The organism is Enterobacter sp. JH25, assembly GCF_021725435.1.
Taxonomy (GTDB): domain Bacteria; phylum Pseudomonadota; class Gammaproteobacteria; order Enterobacterales; family Enterobacteriaceae; genus Enterobacter; species Enterobacter intestinihominis.
Genome location: NZ_CP091319.1, coordinates 4,029,261 through 4,045,466, shown reverse-complemented (window position 1 = coordinate 4,045,466; position 16,206 = coordinate 4,029,261). Strand labels below are relative to the sequence as shown.

Genomic DNA, 16,206 nt, shown 5'->3' with positions numbered 1-16,206 from the left:
AATTTCCTGAATGAGAACGAGATGGCTAAAGAGAGAGCATTGACGCTTGAGGCGCTTCGCGTCATGGACGCGATTGACAGGCGCGGCAGTTTTGCCGCGGCGGCAGATGAACTGGGGCGCGTTCCGTCTGCGCTGAGCTATACCATGCAAAAGCTGGAGGAGGAGCTGGATGTTGTGCTCTTCGATCGCTCCGGCCATCGAACAAAATTCACCAACGTTGGGCGGATGCTGCTGGAGCGCGGCCGCGTATTGCTGGAAGCGGCGGATAAACTGACGACCGATGCCGAAGCGCTGGCCCGCGGCTGGGAAACCCATCTGACGTTAGTGACCGAAGCGCTGGTGCCCACCGAGGCGCTGTTCCCGCTGGTGGACAGACTGGCCGCGAAAGCCAATACCCAGCTGTCGATCATCACCGAGGTACTGGCCGGGGCGTGGGAGCGTCTTGAGACGGGCAGGGCGGATATCGTCATTGCGCCGGATATGCATTTCCGCTCCTCGTCAGAAATTAACTCGCGCAAACTGTATAGCGTGATGAACGTCTACGTCGCTGCGCCGGGTCACCCGATCCATCAGGAGCCGGAACCGCTCTCTGAGGTCACGCGCGTGAAATACCGCGGCGTGGCGGTGGCGGATACCGCGCGCGAGCGCCCGGTGTTAACGGTGCAGTTGCTGGATAAACAGCCGCGTCTGACGGTGACGTCGCTGGAAGATAAGCGTCAGGCGCTGCTGGCGGGGCTGGGCGTGGCGACCATGCCGTATCCGTTCGTCGAAAAGGACATTGCAGAGGGACGGCTGCGCGTTGTCAGCCCGGAATACACCAGCGAAGTGGATATTATTATGGCGTGGCGTCGTGACAGCATGGGCGAAGCCAAATCATGGTGTTTACGCGAAATTCCGAAGCTTTTCACGCAATATAATAAATAAAATCGTAATTTGTAGGCCCGGTAAGCGAAGCGCCACCGGGCTTTTTTTTATGCGCAGATCTTCGGATCCGGACCAAAGCGGTTTTCTCCCGGCGTTCCGCTCTGACAGTTGAAAATCAAAATCACGATCCAGCCGATAAGCGGGATCAACAGCAACAGCAGCCACCACGCCGAACGATCGGTGTCGTGAAGACGACGAAACAGTACGGCCCATGAAGGCAGCAGAACCAACACACCATAAATGGTGGTGAGAATGCCTTCGCCCCCCTCGCGTTCCCAGCCGAGGATTTTGTCCACAATACCCAGCACCATAATCAGGACGAAGTTCACCAGAACGAACATCCAGTACTCTTTACGGCGGGCACGGCCACCAAATCCAACGTAGTTGCGCAGTACTTTTAAATACCAGTCCATTTTTCCTTGCCTCTTAGTCAGTCAATCACTTGTTTTCTAAGCGATCGAGGTAAGGATAGATGTATGCCGTGAATTAAAAAAGGGAATCAATTGATTCCCTAAATAATTATCCGAAACGCACGTCGCGCCCGTGTGGTTCATCCAGATCCTGCCACGGACCAATGGAGATAATGCCCGTTGGGTTGATGGTCTTATGACTGCGGAAATAATGGGTGCGAATATGGTCAAAATTGACCGTCTCCGCAATACCCGGCATCTGATAGATGTCGCGCAGGAAACCGTGCAGGTTCAGATAATCGCTGATGCGATGCTTGTCGCACTTGAAGTGGGTGACATACACCGGATCGAAGCGGATCAGCGTCGTCCACAGGCGGATGTCTGCTTCGGTGAGGCGATCGCCCGTTAAATAACGATGCTGGCCGAGGATCTGCTCCAGACGTTCCAGGGATCCAAACACGTTGCCGACCGCTTCGTCGTACGCTTCCTGACTGGTGGCAAAACCGGCTTTATAGACGCCGTTGTTGACGTTGTCGTAGATCCAGCCGTTCAGCTCGTCAATTTTCTCGCGCAGCTCAACCGGATAGTAATCCCCGGCGCGGGCGCCGTGCGCGTCAAACGCGGTATTGAACATGCGAATGATTTCAGCGGATTCATTGCTGACGATCGTCTGGTTTTTCTTGTCCCACAGCACAGGCACCGTTACGCGTCCGGTGTAGTGCGGATCGGCGCGCAGATAGAGCTGATACAGGAAATCGTGATGATAAAGCTCATCACCCGTCGCGGCCGGGAAGTCACTGTCGAACGTCCAGCCGTTTTCCAGCATCAGCGGGTTGACCACCGAAACCGGAATTAGCGATTCGAGACCTTTAAGTTTGCGCACAATCAGCGTGCGGTGCGCCCACGGACAGGCGAGAGAAACATACAGATGATAACGATCTTTCTCCGCCGCAAAGCCCCCTTCGCCACTCGGGCCGGGCGCGCCGTCGGCGGTCAGCCAGTTACGGAAGGCCGAAACAGAGCGCTTAAAGCGTCCACCGGTGGATTTGGTGTCATACCAGACATCCTGCCAGACGCCGTCTACGAGTTGTCCCATTTTTTACTCCTCCGTCAGATAGCAAAAGCGAGGAGATGTCTCCTCGCTTTGAATTTAATCAGTATAGCGTGCTTACCACTTCTTATTCAGAAGACGGTCGATGCTGTAGGCGCCCGGACCCGTGATAGCCAGCAGCAGGAAGCCACCTGCGATGGTCAGGTTTTTCATGAACATCAGAGAGTTCACGCCTTCCGCAAAGTTGCTGTGGAAGATGAACGCGGTCAGCAGGGTAAAGCCTGCGGTGAACAGCGCCGTGGTGCGGGTCAGGAAACCGAACAGCACTGCCAGGCCGCCGCCGAACTCAAGCAGGATGGTCAGTGGCAGCAGGAAGCCCGGCACGCCCATCGCTTCCATATACTGCTGAGTGCCCGCATAGCCGGTAATTTTGCCCCAGCCTGCGGTGATGAACAGCACAGGTATCAGAATACGCGCTACCAATACACCAACATCTTCTAATTTTTTCATTTTACTCTCCAGGAAACCACATCAGCGGCTAAACGTTATTTGCGTGCAAATTCGGGTAGATACCGCGTCTTTGCTGTCGATGGAGAGGAGTGTAAACGGGGCGGATGGCAATTGTTAGCAAGGAAAACTGTCAATCTTTTTCAAAGATATTGAGTAAGGGAGCATAGAGAGATTTTGCCGGGTGACGGCTACGCCTTACCCGGCCTACTTTTTTACCGTAGGCCGGGTAAGCGCAGCGCCACCCGGCGAGAAGGCTAGCGCAGCTGCTGCTGACGAATCGTTGCTTTCACCAGACGCCATGCGCTCCAGACACCAAAGCCACGGCGTGCCCAGCGAATCAGCATGTTTGGATGACGAATCGTCCAGATCGCCATCACGCTGCTACCCACCAGCGCCCACGAACGCAGGCTCAGAAGAGTATTCCAGCCGCGATCGTAACGCTGGGTCAGCTCCAGCCAGTCGCGACGGCTGGCGGACAGGTCCAGCCGCTGCTGCTGGATCTGGCTCAGCAGATACGCTTTCCGCTTTTGACGTTCGGCTTTGTCGCTCACGACTTATCATCCTCCAGCAGGGCGCGGTCGTTGGCCAGCTCCTGGCGCGTATGGCGCAGGAAGGTCGACGTGCGCGCTTTATGCAGGGTCCAGATACCGCCTATCAGCGCCGCCACCAGCAGAACCACGGTAGTCGCAATCATCGCGTTCAGTCGATACTGTGGATCGATAGCCCAGATGATTAACACCATCAGGCTCATCAGACCAAACGCGGCAAAGAGCATCGTAAGCCCAAGCATGAGCAGCATCTGGAAGAGATTGGCTTTCTCCTCTTCCAATTCCACTACCGCAAGCCGGACGCGCGTTTCGGCAATCCCGACCAGCGTCGTAAGAATACGCTGGCCGATGCCGAGGACGTTTTTAGCAGGCCCTTGTGCGTGACGTGGATCTTCCATAATCAACGACGCGTCAGCAGGACACCCAGCACCACACCCACTGCGGCACCAATACCAACGCCTGTCCATGGATTGTCACGTACATATTCGTCTGCGCGCGCAGCCGCTTCGCGGGTCTGTTTCGCCAGTGCATCACCGGTTTCACCCAGACGGTAACGGCTCTCTTTCAGTGCCTGCTCCGCTTTGCTGCGCAGTTTGCTGACTTCTTCTTTCGATTTATCGGCAGAAGAGTTCAGCACCTCTTCCAGGGTGTCCGCCAGGGATTTCAGCTCAGCGCGCAGATGTTCTGAAGTTGTATCTTTTGACATAATTCTCTCCTGTTGAGATTTCCGTTAACTCAATAATCGCGAGCTTCCAGCGCTTTCAGTTCGTCCTGCGCCTCTTGCAACTTCCTCTCGCGCTTGGCAATTTTTTCCGCATCACCTTTCTCTTTCGCTTCTTGCAGGTCTTGACGGCGCTCGGCTATCTCGTCCTTCTGTTCAGCGATTTTTTCCTGATGATCGGCACGCAGCTTGCTGTCCGTACAATTGTCTTTCACTTCGCTCAGCGCTTTTTTCAGTCCGTCGATCCGGTGCTGATTGTTATGCTTTTCGGCATAACTGATTTCGCGTTGAATATCCTGTTCTTTCTCCTGACAAAGAGACATAGCGAAGGAAGCTGTGCTTAAAGAAAAAAGGGCCAGAGCCAGGGTGATGCGGTATTTCATTATAGAAACCTTCCATTGTGTTACGGCGTTAGCCGTGTTCCAGAACTATGCGGAGAACATCTGAGGGGTGCTCCGCGTACTTAAGCATAGTAAGTAAACGGGAGTTTCACCAAAGTGGGTGAAAATATTCGGAATATTAGTCGTTAGCCAAATCGATGCGACGTGTCGCGTAACCGTGACATCCAGGAGGCTACGTGGCTGTCATCATCCTGTTGCGCGATGATGTAACCCTGCGGCAACGTGCGGTCCAGCACCGCTTTCGCCGCGGCGCTTTGCGCACTGGAGTCAAATTTTATCAGCAGCACATCGTCTTGCGGCGTGATGCTCTTAAAGCGGATCCCGTTAGCGTCCAGATGATGCCAGATGGAAAAACCATCCGGCACGCTGGTTCCTTGACTCACAGGACGGATAGTCAGCGTCGACTCCTGGTGCTGTAGGGCAGACCATAGCAGGATGAGAGCGCTGAACATCATTAGCGCGACGATGGCGTAAGAGAAGCGGCGCAGCGCGAGCGGGGAGATAACCATCGTTAACCCCTGGCTCCGTATTTCTTTTTCCACAGTACGACCAGTGAACCGACCAGGCCAAACACCAGCAGGACGACGGGCAGCAGCATCAGGCAAGACATCAGCTGGTCTTCATATTTCATAAAGACCGGCGTTTTACCGAGCGCGTAGCCGAGCGTGGTCAGGATCAGAACCCACAGCAGGCCGCTCATCCAGTTAAAGAACTGGAAGCGCGCGCTGCTCAGGCCGGACAAGCCCGCAATGGTCGGCAGCAGGGTGCGTACGAATGCGATAAAGCGGCCAATCAGCAAGGCGGAGAGCCCGTGCTTATGGAAAAGGTGGTGCGCTCGCTGGTGATAATGTGCCGGAAGATGCGAAAGCCAGTTCTGAACGATTCGCGTGTTGCCCAGCCATCGCCCCTGAATATAACTCACCCAGCAACCCAGGCTGGCGGCAATGGTCAACAGCAGAACCGTTTGTGGGAAAGCCATCGCCCCTTTTGCACAAAGCACCCCGACCAGCACCAGCAGGCTGTCGCCCGGTAAAAAGGCAGCAGGCAGCAGACCGTTCTCTAGGAACAGGATCATAAATAATACAAAGTAGAGCATGCCAATCATGGACGGGTTGGCCAGCGTTTCGAAATCCTGAGCCCAGAGGGCGTTCAGTAGTTGGGTCAAAAGTTCCATTCAGTGTTCCTGGAAATCGGTTAACGTCACGCCTGTAATTCGGGAAATACAGCACGGCGACATTGTTATGATTTCATTATGGTCGCTCGCGGACACATTGATGTGTGGCCAACACTGTTCCCTGTTAATTGGCTGGTTAGCAAGCACTAACTTACAAAATAACGAAGTGAATCCAATTGTAACAAAGCCCGACGTTCTGCGTCACAGAATTTGAGGGGAAACACGATTTTGGCGTAAGCCACGGAGGGGAGCGAGAAATTTTACAAAGGCTGACACTATAGAGGTTTTCTTACCCTGTCTGGCCGGAAGGCGCGGCGGTGCGCCTGCCAGCAGTTCGGGGCGTTATTTTGCGAGATTGGTCGCGGTATCGAGGTGAACCACCGGATTATCAGCAAAAAGATAGCGGTCAGCGTTAAATTCAAAGTCATCACTCGTTTCATTAAAAAGCATCTGTTTAGTGTTCTCCAGATGCTGCCACATTGCCAGTTTCGCCGCATGCGGATCTTTACGAATCAGGGCCTTAAGAATCTGGTCGTGGTCGTCACACCAGTTGTCTACCGTGCGGGAATCAATGTGATCGTGCAGTTTCTTCCAGTACGGGTTGTGAACGCGCTGAGTCCACATTTTTTCAACGATTGCCGCCAGCGCTGTGTTCTGAGTCGCAAGGGCGACCTGAACGTGGAATTGCAGGTCCCATTCGGAATCGCGGAAACATTTTTCTTTACGCGCATGATCCTGGATTTCCATCAGCTTCATGATGTCCTGCTTGGTGACCTGCGTCGCTGCGAATTCTGCGATATTGCTTTCAATCAGCTGGCGAGCCTGGAGAAGCTCAAACGGACCGTAGCTGGCAAATTCCAGACTTTCGTCCGGCGTGGGGGAGTGTTTCGCCTGGCTGGAAATCACGTGAATACCGGAACCTTTGCGTACCTCAACATACCCTTCAACTTCCAGCATGATGATGGCTTCGCGGACCACCGTGCGGCTGACGCTTTTTTCATCCGCAATAAAACGCTCAGCGGGAAGTTTATCACCGACAAGATAGACCCCTTGCTCGATGCGATCTTTCAGCTCGGCGGCAAGTTGTTGATATAAACGACGTGATTCGGTGATTTCCATATGCGCTCCAGGCAGGGTACGGCGAATGATTTGTTATACCACTTTTGCGTGCCACTCTCCAGATTTCGCCATTAAAAAAGCCGCCCGGAGGCGGCTTTTGCGACGTTTTTGCCGGGTGGCGCTACGCTTACCCGGCCTACGGTTTTATCGGGTGTTGTAGGCCGGGTAAGGCGAAGCCGCCACCCGGCACAACAAGCTAACTCTGCGTCGCCGGTCCCCCAAGGGACTCTTTCGCCAGTTCCTCGGCGGATTTACTCTTCAGCACCGTCCAGATAACCACCGCGCCCAGCAGGTCGAAGATGGCCAGTACCGCGAACAGCGGGCTGAAGCCGATGGTGTCTGCCAGCGCGCCGACCACGAGGGCGAACAGGGTACTTGCGGTCCAGGCGGCCATCCCGGTCAGACCGTTGGCGGTGGCAACTTCGTTACGACCAAACACGTCGGACGAGAGCGTAATCAGTGCGCCAGACAGAGACTGGTGAGCAAAGCCCCCGATACACAGCAGGGCGATAGCCACGTAAGGACTGGTGAACAGGCCAATCATGCCAGGGCCAATCATCAGCAGGGCACCCATGGTGACCACCATCTTACGGGACACAATCAGGTTCACGCCAAACCAGCGCTGGAACAGCGGTGGCAGGTAGCCGCCGACGATACAGCCCAGGTCTGCAAACAGCATTGGCATCCAGGCGAACATCGCGATCTCTTTCAGGTTAAAGCCGTAGACTTTGAACATGAACAGCGGGATCCAGGCGTTGAACGTACCCCAGGCCGGTTCCGCCAGGAAGCGTGGCAGGGCGATACCCCAGAACTGACGGGTACCCAGGATCTGCCAGACGGACATTTTCTTGCCGTTGTCGGTCTGATGATGAGATTCCTGACCATTGATAATGTAGTCACGTTCTTCGGTAGACAGCTTTTTCTGGTCGCGCGGGTGTTTATAGAAGATCAGCCACGCCATGGCCCAGGCAAAACTCAGCACACCGGAGATGATGAACGCCATTTGCCAGCTGTGCATCACAATCGCCCACACCACCAGTGGCGGAGCGATCATCGCCCCGATGGAGGAACCCACGTTGAAGTAACCGACAGCGATTGAACGTTCTTTTGCCGGGAACCATTCAGAGCTGGCTTTCAGACCCGCAGGGATCATCGCCGCTTCGGCAGCACCTACCGCACCACGCGCCAGCGCCAGCCCGCCCCAGCTGCCAGCCAGCGCCGTCGCCCCGCAGAAGACGGCCCATGCTACAGCGAAGAAGGCATAACCAATTTTTGTACCCAGAATATCGAGAACATAACCTGCAACAGGCTGCATTACGGTGTAAGCGGCAGAATACGCCGCAATGATGTAAGAGTATTGTTGTGTGGAGATATGTAACTCTTCCATCAACGTTGGCGCCGCTGCTGCCACGGTGTTACGTGTCAGGTAGCCCAGCACGGTGCCGAGCGTCACCAGTGCGATCATGTACCAACGTAACCCTTTAATTTTACGCATGTAAAACCTCATCGTTATGTTATTTCCGTGTCGGGACACGGCAACAACTCAACCGTTGCCGGGAGCTGTTCTGTAACGGGAGGGGCGTAACCGGGAACCTGTCCCGGAACGGCCCGAACCTTGCCATAAGTCATCGTGCTAAGTCGGCTTCCGTACCGTTAAATCCGATGTAACAAACACCGGTAATGCATTCCGTCGGCTTATAGTTTGCGACGGCGAAAAGATAACTTGTCATACAACTTTAAAAGGTGAGTGACATCACAAAAGAGTGAATCTTTGTAGGGATATTATGCGGCGTGCGTAAAGCCAGATCTGGCGCGGCCTGCAAGAAGGTTTACCCCTTTGAGGGTAATTTATTTGTCGACGTTTATTGATCTAACTCACGAAAAAAACGTCGGACTCTGGAAATTGGTGTGATAACTTTGCAGCATCTGAACATAAGCTTTCTGACGCTCCCGTAATGAGGAAGACGATAATGACACCGTTTATGACCGAAGATTTCCTGTTAGATACCGAATTTGCTCGCCGCCTGTACCACGACTACGCAAAAGATCAGCCGATTTTCGACTACCACTGCCATTTACCGCCGCAACAGGTTGCCGAAAATTACCGTTTCAAAAACCTGTATGATATCTGGCTGAAGGGTGACCACTATAAGTGGCGCGCGATGCGCACCAACGGCGTGGCCGAGCGCCTGTGTACCGGCGACGCGACCGATCGCGAGAAGTTTGACGCCTGGGCCGCTACCGTTCCCCACACCATCGGTAACCCGTTATACCACTGGACGCACCTCGAACTGCGTCGTCCTTTTGGTATCACCGGCAAGCTGCTCTCTCCCGCCACGGCGGATGAGATCTGGGATCAGTGCAACGAACTGCTGGCGCAGGATAGCTTCTCGGCGCGCGGCATCATGCAGCAGATGAACGTGAAGATGGTGGGCACAACCGACGATCCGATCGACTCCCTGGAGCACCACGCGGTTGTCGCGAAGGACAGCACCTTTGACGTCAAAGTGCTGCCAAGCTGGCGTCCGGATAAAGCCTTCAACATTGAGCTGCCGACCTTTAATGACTACATGACGAAGCTGGCGGAAGTATCGGATACCGATATCCGTCGTTTCGCCGATCTGCAATCCGCGCTGACCAAACGTCTGGATCACTTTGCCGCACACGGCTGTAAAGTGTCTGACCACGCGCTGGACGTGGTGCTGTTCGCGGATTCCAGCGAAGCCGAGCTGGACAGCATCCTGGCGCGTCGTCTCTCCGGCGAAGCCCTGAGCGAGCATGAAGTCGCCCAGTTCAAAACCGCGGTGCTGGTGTTCCTCGGTGCGGAATATGCCCGTCGCGGCTGGGTTCAGCAGTACCATATCGGCGCGCTGCGTAATAACAACCAGCGTCAGTTTAAACTGCTGGGCGCGGACGTAGGCTTTGACTCCATCAACGACCGCCCTCTGGCGGAAGAGCTGTCAAAACTGCTGAGCAAACAGAACGAGCAAAACCTGCTGCCGAAAACCATTCTCTACTGCCTGAATCCGCGCGATAACGAAGTACTGGGCACCATGATCGGCAACTTCCAGGGCGAAGGGATGCCGGGCAAGATGCAGTTCGGTTCCGGCTGGTGGTTTAACGATCAAAAAGACGGCATGGAGCGTCAGATGACGCAGCTGGCGCAGCTCGGCCTGTTGAGCCGCTTCGTTGGCATGCTGACTGACAGCCGCAGTTTCCTCTCCTATACCCGCCATGAATATTTCCGCCGCATTCTGTGCCAGATGATTGGCCGCTGGGTGCACGCGGGTGAAGCACCAGCGGATATCCAGCTGCTGGGCGAAATGGTGAGAAACATCTGCTTTAACAATGCGCGTGACTACTTCGCCATTGAACTGAACTAAGGCCGTTTGAGGTTGATATGCAATACATCAAAATCCATTCGCTGGATAACGTTGCCGTCGCGCTGGCAGATTTAGCCGAAGGGATGGAAGTGACCTTCGACAACCAGTCGGTGACGTTACGCCAGGCCATTGGACGTGGACATAAGTTTGCCCTGATCCCCATTGCGAAAGGGGAGAACGTGGTGAAGTACGGTTTGCCCATCGGTCATGCGCTGGCGGATATTGCGCCGGGTGAATACATTCATTCCCACAATACCCGCACCAATCTCAGCGATCTGGACGAGTACAGCTATCAACCTGACTTCCAGCCAGAAGAAGGACAGGCGGCCGATCGTGAGGTACAGATTTACCGCCGCGCCAGCGGCGAGGTGGGGATCCGCAATGAGCTGTGGATCCTCCCGACTGTCGGCTGCGTGAACGGGATCGCGCGTCAAATTCAGACGCGTTTCCTGAAAGAGACTAATGATGCTGAAGGCACCGACGGTGTGCATCTGTTCAGTCACACCTATGGGTGCTCCCAGCTGGGTGACGACCACATCAATACCCGCACCATGCTGCAAAACATGGTGCGCCACCCGAACGCGGGCGCGGTGCTGGTGATCGGCCTCGGCTGCGAGAACAATCAGGTCGACGCCTTCCGCGACACGCTGGGCGAATTTGACCCTGAGCGCGTGCACTTTATGGTGTGTCAGCACCAGGACGACGAAGTGGAAGCGGGCGTTGAACAGCTGCATCAGCTGTACGAGGTGATGCGTCACGACAAGCGCGAGCCGGGCACGCTGAGCGAACTGAAGTTTGGCCTGGAGTGCGGCGGATCTGATGGCCTTTCCGGCATTACCGCTAACCCAATGCTGGGTCGCTTCTCGGATTACGTGATTGCCAACGGCGGCACTACGGTGCTGACCGAAGTGCCGGAGATGTTCGGCGCAGAGCGCATTCTGATGAGCCACTGCCGCGACGAAGAGATCTTTGAGAAGACCGTCACCATGGTCAACGACTTCAAACAGTACTTCATCGCCCATAACCAGCCGATATACGAGAACCCGTCGCCGGGGAACAAGGCGGGCGGGATCACCACGCTTGAAGAGAAATCCCTGGGCTGCACTCAAAAAGCGGGCGCCAGCCAGGTGGTGGACGTGCTGCGTTATGGTGAACGGCTGAAAACGCACGGCCTGAACCTGCTCAGCGCACCGGGCAACGATGCGGTCGCCACCAGCGCGCTAGCGGGAGCGGGCTGTCATATGGTGCTGTTCAGTACCGGGCGCGGTACGCCGTACGGCGGGTTTGTGCCGACGGTGAAAATCGCCACTAACAGCGAACTGGCGGCGAAGAAAAAGCACTGGATCGACTTTGACGCGGGCCAGCTGATCCACGGCAAAGCGATGCCGCAGCTGCTGAGCGAATTCGTGGACACGATTGTGGAATTTGCCAGCGGCAGGCAGACCTGCAACGAGAAGAACGACTTCCGCGAGCTGGCGATCTTTAAGAGTGGTGTGACGCTATAAGTCGGGTGCGGGCTGGTGCCCTCACCCCGGCCCTCTCCCACAGGGAGAGGGTGCAAACACTAAAAACGGCAACACATGTTGCCGTTTTGCATTTACCTTGTAGGCCCGGTAAGGCGTAGCCGCCACCGGGCTTTTCTTTTTAACCTCGCAGGGCGTTCTTCGCTAAACGCGCATCTTCCGCCTGACAGGCTGCGGCGGTAAACAGCACGTCGGTAGAGGAGTTCAGCGCGGTTTCGCAGGAATCCTGCAATACGCCGATAATGAAACCGACCGCGACAACCTGCATGGCAATCTCGTTCGGAATACCGAACATGTTACAGGCCAGCGGGATCAGCAGCAGAGAGCCGCCCGCCACGCCGGATGCGCCACAGGCACACAGCGATGCAACGACGCTCAGCAGCAGCGCGGTTGGCAGATCTACCGGAATACCCAGCGTATGCACCGCCGCCAGCGTCAGCACGGTGATGGTAATCGCCGCACCGGCCATGTTCACGGTTGCACCCAGGGGAATCGACACCGAATAGGTATCGCGGTCCAGGTTCAGCTTCTCCGCCAGCGCCATGTTCACCGGTATGTTCGCCGCTGAGCTGCGGGTGAAGAAGGCATACACGCCGCTCTCGCGCAGGCAGGTCAGCACCAGCGGATACGGGTTGCGGCGGATCTGCCAGAACACCAGCAGCGGGTTGATCACCAGCGCCACCAGCAGCATACAGCCGACCAGGACGACCAGCAGCTGCGCGTAGCCCCACAGTGCGTCGAAACCGGTGGTGGCCAGCGTCGAAGAAACCAGACCAAAGATACCGACTGGTGCAAAGCGAATCACCAGCTTCACCATGAAGGTCACTGCATTGGACAAATCGTTAACCAGGTTTTTCGTGGTCTCGTTGCCATGACGCAGCGCGAAGCCCAGACCAATCGCCCAGACCAGGATGCCAATGTAGTTTCCGTTCATCAGTGCGGTGATGGGGTTAGAGACCATGCTCATCAGCAGGCCGCGAAGGACTTCCACAATCCCGGACGGCGGGGTGATATCACCGGCCGCGCTGGTCAGGTGCAGCGTGGACGGGAACAGGAAGCTAAACACAACGGCCGTTAAGGCAGCAGAGAAGGTTCCCAGCAGATACAGGAACAGAATAGGGCGAATGTTGGTTTTTTGTCCGTGCTGGTGGTTGGCAATCGACGCCATCACCAGCATTAGCACCAGTACCGGGGCGACGGCCTTCAGTGCGCCAACGAAAAGGGTGCCGAGCAGTCCCGTCGCTTCCGCCGCAGGTTTTGACACCATCGCCAGCAGAATACCCAGTACCAACCCGACCAGAATTTGTTTTACAAGACTGCCCTGCGCCAGGCGCGCAAGCAGGCCCTTAGATTGTGTGCTCATACGTTATTCCTGAGTGAAATTGCGTTCCATCCTGGATGTGCTCTAAGTCACATTTGTATCCGGATGTAAGTATTTGTTTGCCTGGTTGAGTATCAGGGAAAGCAGCGAAAGGCGGAAGCGTAAAATGCTGGATTTTACGTGTTGCGTCATGTTTTTTAACTATTGGTTAACGAAAGTGCCGGGTGGCGCTGCGCTTACCCGGCCTGCATTGCATTTCCCCCTCTCCCTGTGGGAGAGGGGTGGGGTGAGGGCATCAGCCCGCACCGAACGTTGCACTAAGCCTGCTGCTTCTTATCGTGCTGGCGGTTAACCCAGGTATTGATAATCAGCGTCACCAGCAGAATGCCAAACACCACGCCGAGCGAAATGGCGATCGGGATATGGTAGAAATCAACAATCAGCATCTTGATACCGATAAAGACCAGAATCACCGACAGACCGTACTTCAGCATTGAGAAGCGCTCTGCCGCGCCCGCCAGCAGGAAGTACATCGCACGCAGGCCGAGGATCGCGAACAGGTTCGAGGTCAGGACGATGAACGGGTCGGTGGTAACCGCGAAGATAGCCGGGATACTGTCCACCGCGAAAATCACGTCGCTCAGCTCGACCAGAATCAGCACCAGCAGCAGCGGGGTGGCGAACAGCAGGCCGTTCTTACGCACGAAGAAATGCTCGCTCTCGATCTTGTCCGTCATGCGCAGATGACCCCGGATCCACTTCACCAGCGGCTTATCACCGATACCGGTATCGTCTTCTTTCGCCAGCGCCATTTTGACCCCGGTGAACAGCAGGAACGCACCAAACACGTACAGCAGCCATTCGAACTGGGTAATCAGCCAGCTACCGGCGAAGATCATGATGGTACGCAGGATGATGGCGCCCAGCACGCCGTATACCAGCACGCGGCGTTGCAGGGCCGCAGGCACGGCGAAGTAACTGAACAGCATCAGCCAGACGAAGACGTTATCAACCGCCAGCGCTTTTTCAATCAGATAGCCGGTGAGGAAGGCGAGTGCCTGAGGATCGGCCACCGCGCGACCTTCGGTTGAGGCCAGATACCACCAGAAGGCGGCGCAGAAAAGAAGTGAGAGGGTAACCCATACCAGCGACCAGACGGCGGCTTGCTTAACGCTCATGCCGTGTTCGCCGCGACGACCCTGCAAAAAGAGGTCGATCGCCAGCATGATGAGCACGACAACCGCGAATCCGCCCCACAGCATTGGAGTGCCGACAGAATGCATACTATTTTCCTTACACATAAAAAAACAAAAACGGCTATGGTCAGAAGACGATAGCCGTTAGCTTTTTATGCATAGACCTCGCCTTCCGGCAAGGTCTCACTTACAACCACGAAGGTTGCCCGGCGACCGGATGCGGTTTTGCACACATCGTAATGACGATCCACCGGCGAAGAAGTTACTCCCCTTTGCAGGTAACAAATTATGTCAGACCATTGATTTCGTCAATGGTCTGCACGATTTCATTACACAGCTTTACGCGACGGCTTCCACATTCACGCCGTCTGCGGGGAAGATTACGCCGGTCTGTCGGCGGATCTCCGTTTGCAGCTTCGCCGTGGTGCGGCTGATCGCCAGTCCCGGGTGGTTCACTTCGTTGTCTTCTACCAGACGGGCGAAGACCTCTGCCTCATAAAGCATAGTGTTAATATGCTGAGGCTGCGTCAGCTCCTGCGCTTTTCCGCCGCGCGGAACGATGCTGAGCTTCTGGCATTCGGAGATTTTTTCGATCACCAGCGAGCCGTCTTCGCCCTGAATTTCGCTTGGCAGCACGGAGTCGCTGACCTTCGAGTGCTGCAACGTCACGCTGAAATCACCGTAGTCCAGCACCACAACGCCGTGTGCATCCACGCCGCTCTCCAGCAGGCTGGCGGTGGCCGTCACGCCGTGTGGTTCCCCCCACAGCGCAACCGCAGAGGCCAGGCAGTAAAAACCGATATCCATAATCGAGCCATTCGAGAAGGCCGGGTTAAAGGTGTTCGGGTTTTCGCCGTCCAGATAGCGCTGGTAGCGCGAGGAATACTGGCAGTAGTTGATAAAGGCTTTACGCACTTTGCCAATTTTCGGCAGGGACTGCTGCAACAGCAGGAAGTTGGGCAGGCTGGCGGTTTTGAACGCTTCAAACAGCACCACCTGGTTTTCGCGGGCAAGCGCAATGGCGGCTTCCACTTCGTGGATATTCGACGCCAGCGGCTTCTCGCAGATCACATGCTTTTTATGGCTGAGGAACAGCTTCGTTTGCGGGAAGTGCAGAGCATTCGGGCTGGCGATATAGACCGCGTCAATGGCGTCGCTTTGCGCCATCTCATCGAGTGAGGTGAACAGATGTTCAACCAGGTAGTCATTCGCAAAACTTTGCGCCTGCTCAAGGCTGCGGGAATAGACTGCGGTGAGCTTATATTTGCCGGTTTCGTGGGCGGCGTCGACGAACTGGCGCGTGATCCAGTTCGTACCGATGACTGCGAAACGTATCATAAACGTTTACGTACTCCGTAGCAGGGAACCTAAAGCCACTGTAGCACGTCCTCATGACATTTCGCGTGCGCTACTGCGCATTACTCTTTAACGATAAATGCGTCAGCCACAAACGGGTATCAAACTCCAGCTGGTGGTACTGCGGCTCCATATGGCAGCACAGGGAATAGAACGCTTTGTCGTGATCTTTCTCTTTCAGGTGCGCCAGCTCGTGCACCACGATCATCCGCAGAAAGGCTTCCGGCGCATTGCGAAAGATGGTCGCGACGCGGATCTCCGCCTTAGCCTTCAGCTTGCCGCCCTGCACGCGGGAGATGGCGGTATGCAGGCCGAGCGCGTTTTTCAGCACGTGGATCTTGTTGTCGTACATCACCTTATTGATCGGCGGGGCGCTCTTCAGATACTGGCTTTTCAGATCCTGCGTATACTGCCAGAGGGCTTTGTCAGTCGCGAAATCATGCGTGCCCGGGTAGCGTTTTTCCAGCACCGCGCCGAGCTTTCCCGCGGCGATCAGGTCGCGAACCTGGGATAGTAATTGCTCCGGGTAGCCCTGGAGATAAGTCAGCTGGTTCATCAAAACCCCAAAA

General features: G+C 55.6%; 18 protein-coding genes. 3 read left to right on the top strand and 15 right to left on the bottom strand.

Annotation, left to right across the window (positions count from 1 at the left end):
* Positions 1-21 precede the first annotated feature (21 nt).
* The gene (yhaJ, locus tag L2Y28_RS19450; RefSeq protein WP_022649480.1) at positions 22-924 is read left to right on the top strand and encodes a DNA-binding transcriptional regulator YhaJ; all 903 of its coding nucleotides are present in this window, start codon (positions 22-24) and stop codon (positions 922-924) included.
* 47 nt (positions 925-971) lie between these two features.
* On the opposite strand, the gene L2Y28_RS19445 is transcribed toward yhaJ, so the two are convergent.
* From L2Y28_RS19445 to L2Y28_RS19395, 11 genes are all read right to left on the bottom strand, one after another.
* On the bottom strand, positions 972-1,337 hold the full coding sequence (locus L2Y28_RS19445; protein ID WP_022649479.1) for a DUF805 domain-containing protein: 366 nt from the start codon (positions 1,335-1,337) through the stop codon (positions 972-974).
* Between the two features lie 106 nt (positions 1,338-1,443).
* Entirely contained in the window at positions 1,444-2,430 is a 987-nt protein-coding gene (locus L2Y28_RS19440; protein WP_003862653.1) for a glutathione S-transferase family protein, read from the bottom strand.
* A gap of 72 nt (positions 2,431-2,502) precedes the next feature.
* Entirely contained in the window at positions 2,503-2,895 is a 393-nt protein-coding gene (locus tag L2Y28_RS19435; RefSeq protein ID WP_022649478.1) for a DoxX family protein, read from the bottom strand.
* Between the two features lie 254 nt (positions 2,896-3,149).
* Complete coding sequence (locus L2Y28_RS19430; RefSeq protein WP_022649477.1) at positions 3,150-3,446, bottom strand: YqjK-like family protein; 297 nt, start codon at positions 3,444-3,446, stop codon at positions 3,150-3,152.
* The gene (locus L2Y28_RS19425) at positions 3,443-3,841 is read right to left on the bottom strand and encodes a phage holin family protein (protein ID WP_003862647.1); all 399 of its coding nucleotides are present in this window, start codon (positions 3,839-3,841) and stop codon (positions 3,443-3,445) included. The genes L2Y28_RS19430 and L2Y28_RS19425 overlap by 4 nt, the downstream gene beginning before the upstream one ends.
* A gap of 2 nt (positions 3,842-3,843) precedes the next feature.
* Complete coding sequence (locus L2Y28_RS19420) at positions 3,844-4,149, bottom strand: YqjD family protein (RefSeq protein ID WP_008503141.1); 306 nt, start codon at positions 4,147-4,149, stop codon at positions 3,844-3,846.
* Between the two features lie 29 nt (positions 4,150-4,178).
* The gene (locus tag L2Y28_RS19415) at positions 4,179-4,547 is read right to left on the bottom strand and encodes a DUF1090 domain-containing protein (RefSeq protein WP_017382428.1); all 369 of its coding nucleotides are present in this window, start codon (positions 4,545-4,547) and stop codon (positions 4,179-4,181) included.
* Between the two features lie 143 nt (positions 4,548-4,690).
* A complete protein-coding gene (gene mzrA, locus L2Y28_RS19410) occupies positions 4,691-5,074 on the bottom strand; it encodes an EnvZ/OmpR regulon moderator MzrA (protein WP_022649476.1) in 384 nt (127 codons plus the stop codon).
* Between the two features lie 2 nt (positions 5,075-5,076).
* On the bottom strand, positions 5,077-5,739 hold the full coding sequence (yqjA, locus tag L2Y28_RS19405; RefSeq protein WP_022649475.1) for a DedA family general envelope maintenance protein YqjA: 663 nt from the start codon (positions 5,737-5,739) through the stop codon (positions 5,077-5,079).
* A gap of 342 nt (positions 5,740-6,081) precedes the next feature.
* Positions 6,082-6,858, bottom strand: a complete 777-nt coding sequence (gene exuR / locus L2Y28_RS19400; RefSeq protein WP_003862635.1) for a transcriptional regulator ExuR — start codon at positions 6,856-6,858, stop codon at positions 6,082-6,084.
* A 196-nt stretch (positions 6,859-7,054) separates the two neighbouring features.
* Positions 7,055-8,353 (bottom strand): MFS transporter, encoded by a 1,299-nt coding sequence (locus L2Y28_RS19395; protein WP_022649474.1) that lies wholly within the window; start codon positions 8,351-8,353, stop codon positions 7,055-7,057.
* 475 nt (positions 8,354-8,828) lie between these two features.
* Here L2Y28_RS19395 and uxaC point away from each other — a divergent pair, with 475 nt between their 5' ends.
* Together uxaC and L2Y28_RS19385 are read left to right on the top strand one after the other, a co-directional pair.
* Entirely contained in the window at positions 8,829-10,241 is a 1,413-nt protein-coding gene (gene uxaC / locus L2Y28_RS19390) for a glucuronate isomerase (RefSeq protein WP_022649473.1), read from the top strand.
* Between the two features lie 17 nt (positions 10,242-10,258).
* A complete protein-coding gene (locus L2Y28_RS19385; RefSeq protein ID WP_022649472.1) occupies positions 10,259-11,746 on the top strand; it encodes a UxaA family hydrolase in 1,488 nt (495 codons plus the stop codon).
* 139 nt (positions 11,747-11,885) lie between these two features.
* Here L2Y28_RS19385 and sstT read toward each other — a convergent pair whose 3' ends face one another.
* The 4 genes from sstT to L2Y28_RS19365 all read right to left on the bottom strand — a co-directional run bounded on the left by sstT (position 11,886) and on the right by L2Y28_RS19365 (position 16,193).
* Positions 11,886-13,127: a serine/threonine transporter SstT gene (gene sstT / locus L2Y28_RS19380; protein ID WP_022649471.1), complete on the bottom strand. Its 1,242-nt coding sequence runs from the start codon at positions 13,125-13,127 to the stop codon at positions 11,886-11,888.
* Between the two features lie 275 nt (positions 13,128-13,402).
* Positions 13,403-14,368 (bottom strand): TerC family protein, encoded by a 966-nt coding sequence (locus tag L2Y28_RS19375; RefSeq protein ID WP_022649470.1) that lies wholly within the window; start codon positions 14,366-14,368, stop codon positions 13,403-13,405.
* A 252-nt stretch (positions 14,369-14,620) separates the two neighbouring features.
* Positions 14,621-15,619 carry a Gfo/Idh/MocA family protein gene (locus tag L2Y28_RS19370; protein WP_022649469.1) on the bottom strand — a complete coding sequence of 333 codons (999 nt, stop codon included), beginning with the start codon at positions 15,617-15,619 and terminating at the stop codon, positions 14,621-14,623.
* Between the two features lie 70 nt (positions 15,620-15,689).
* Complete coding sequence (locus L2Y28_RS19365) at positions 15,690-16,193, bottom strand: M48 family metallopeptidase (protein WP_022649468.1); 504 nt, start codon at positions 16,191-16,193, stop codon at positions 15,690-15,692.
* Positions 16,194-16,206: the final 13 nt, after the last annotated feature.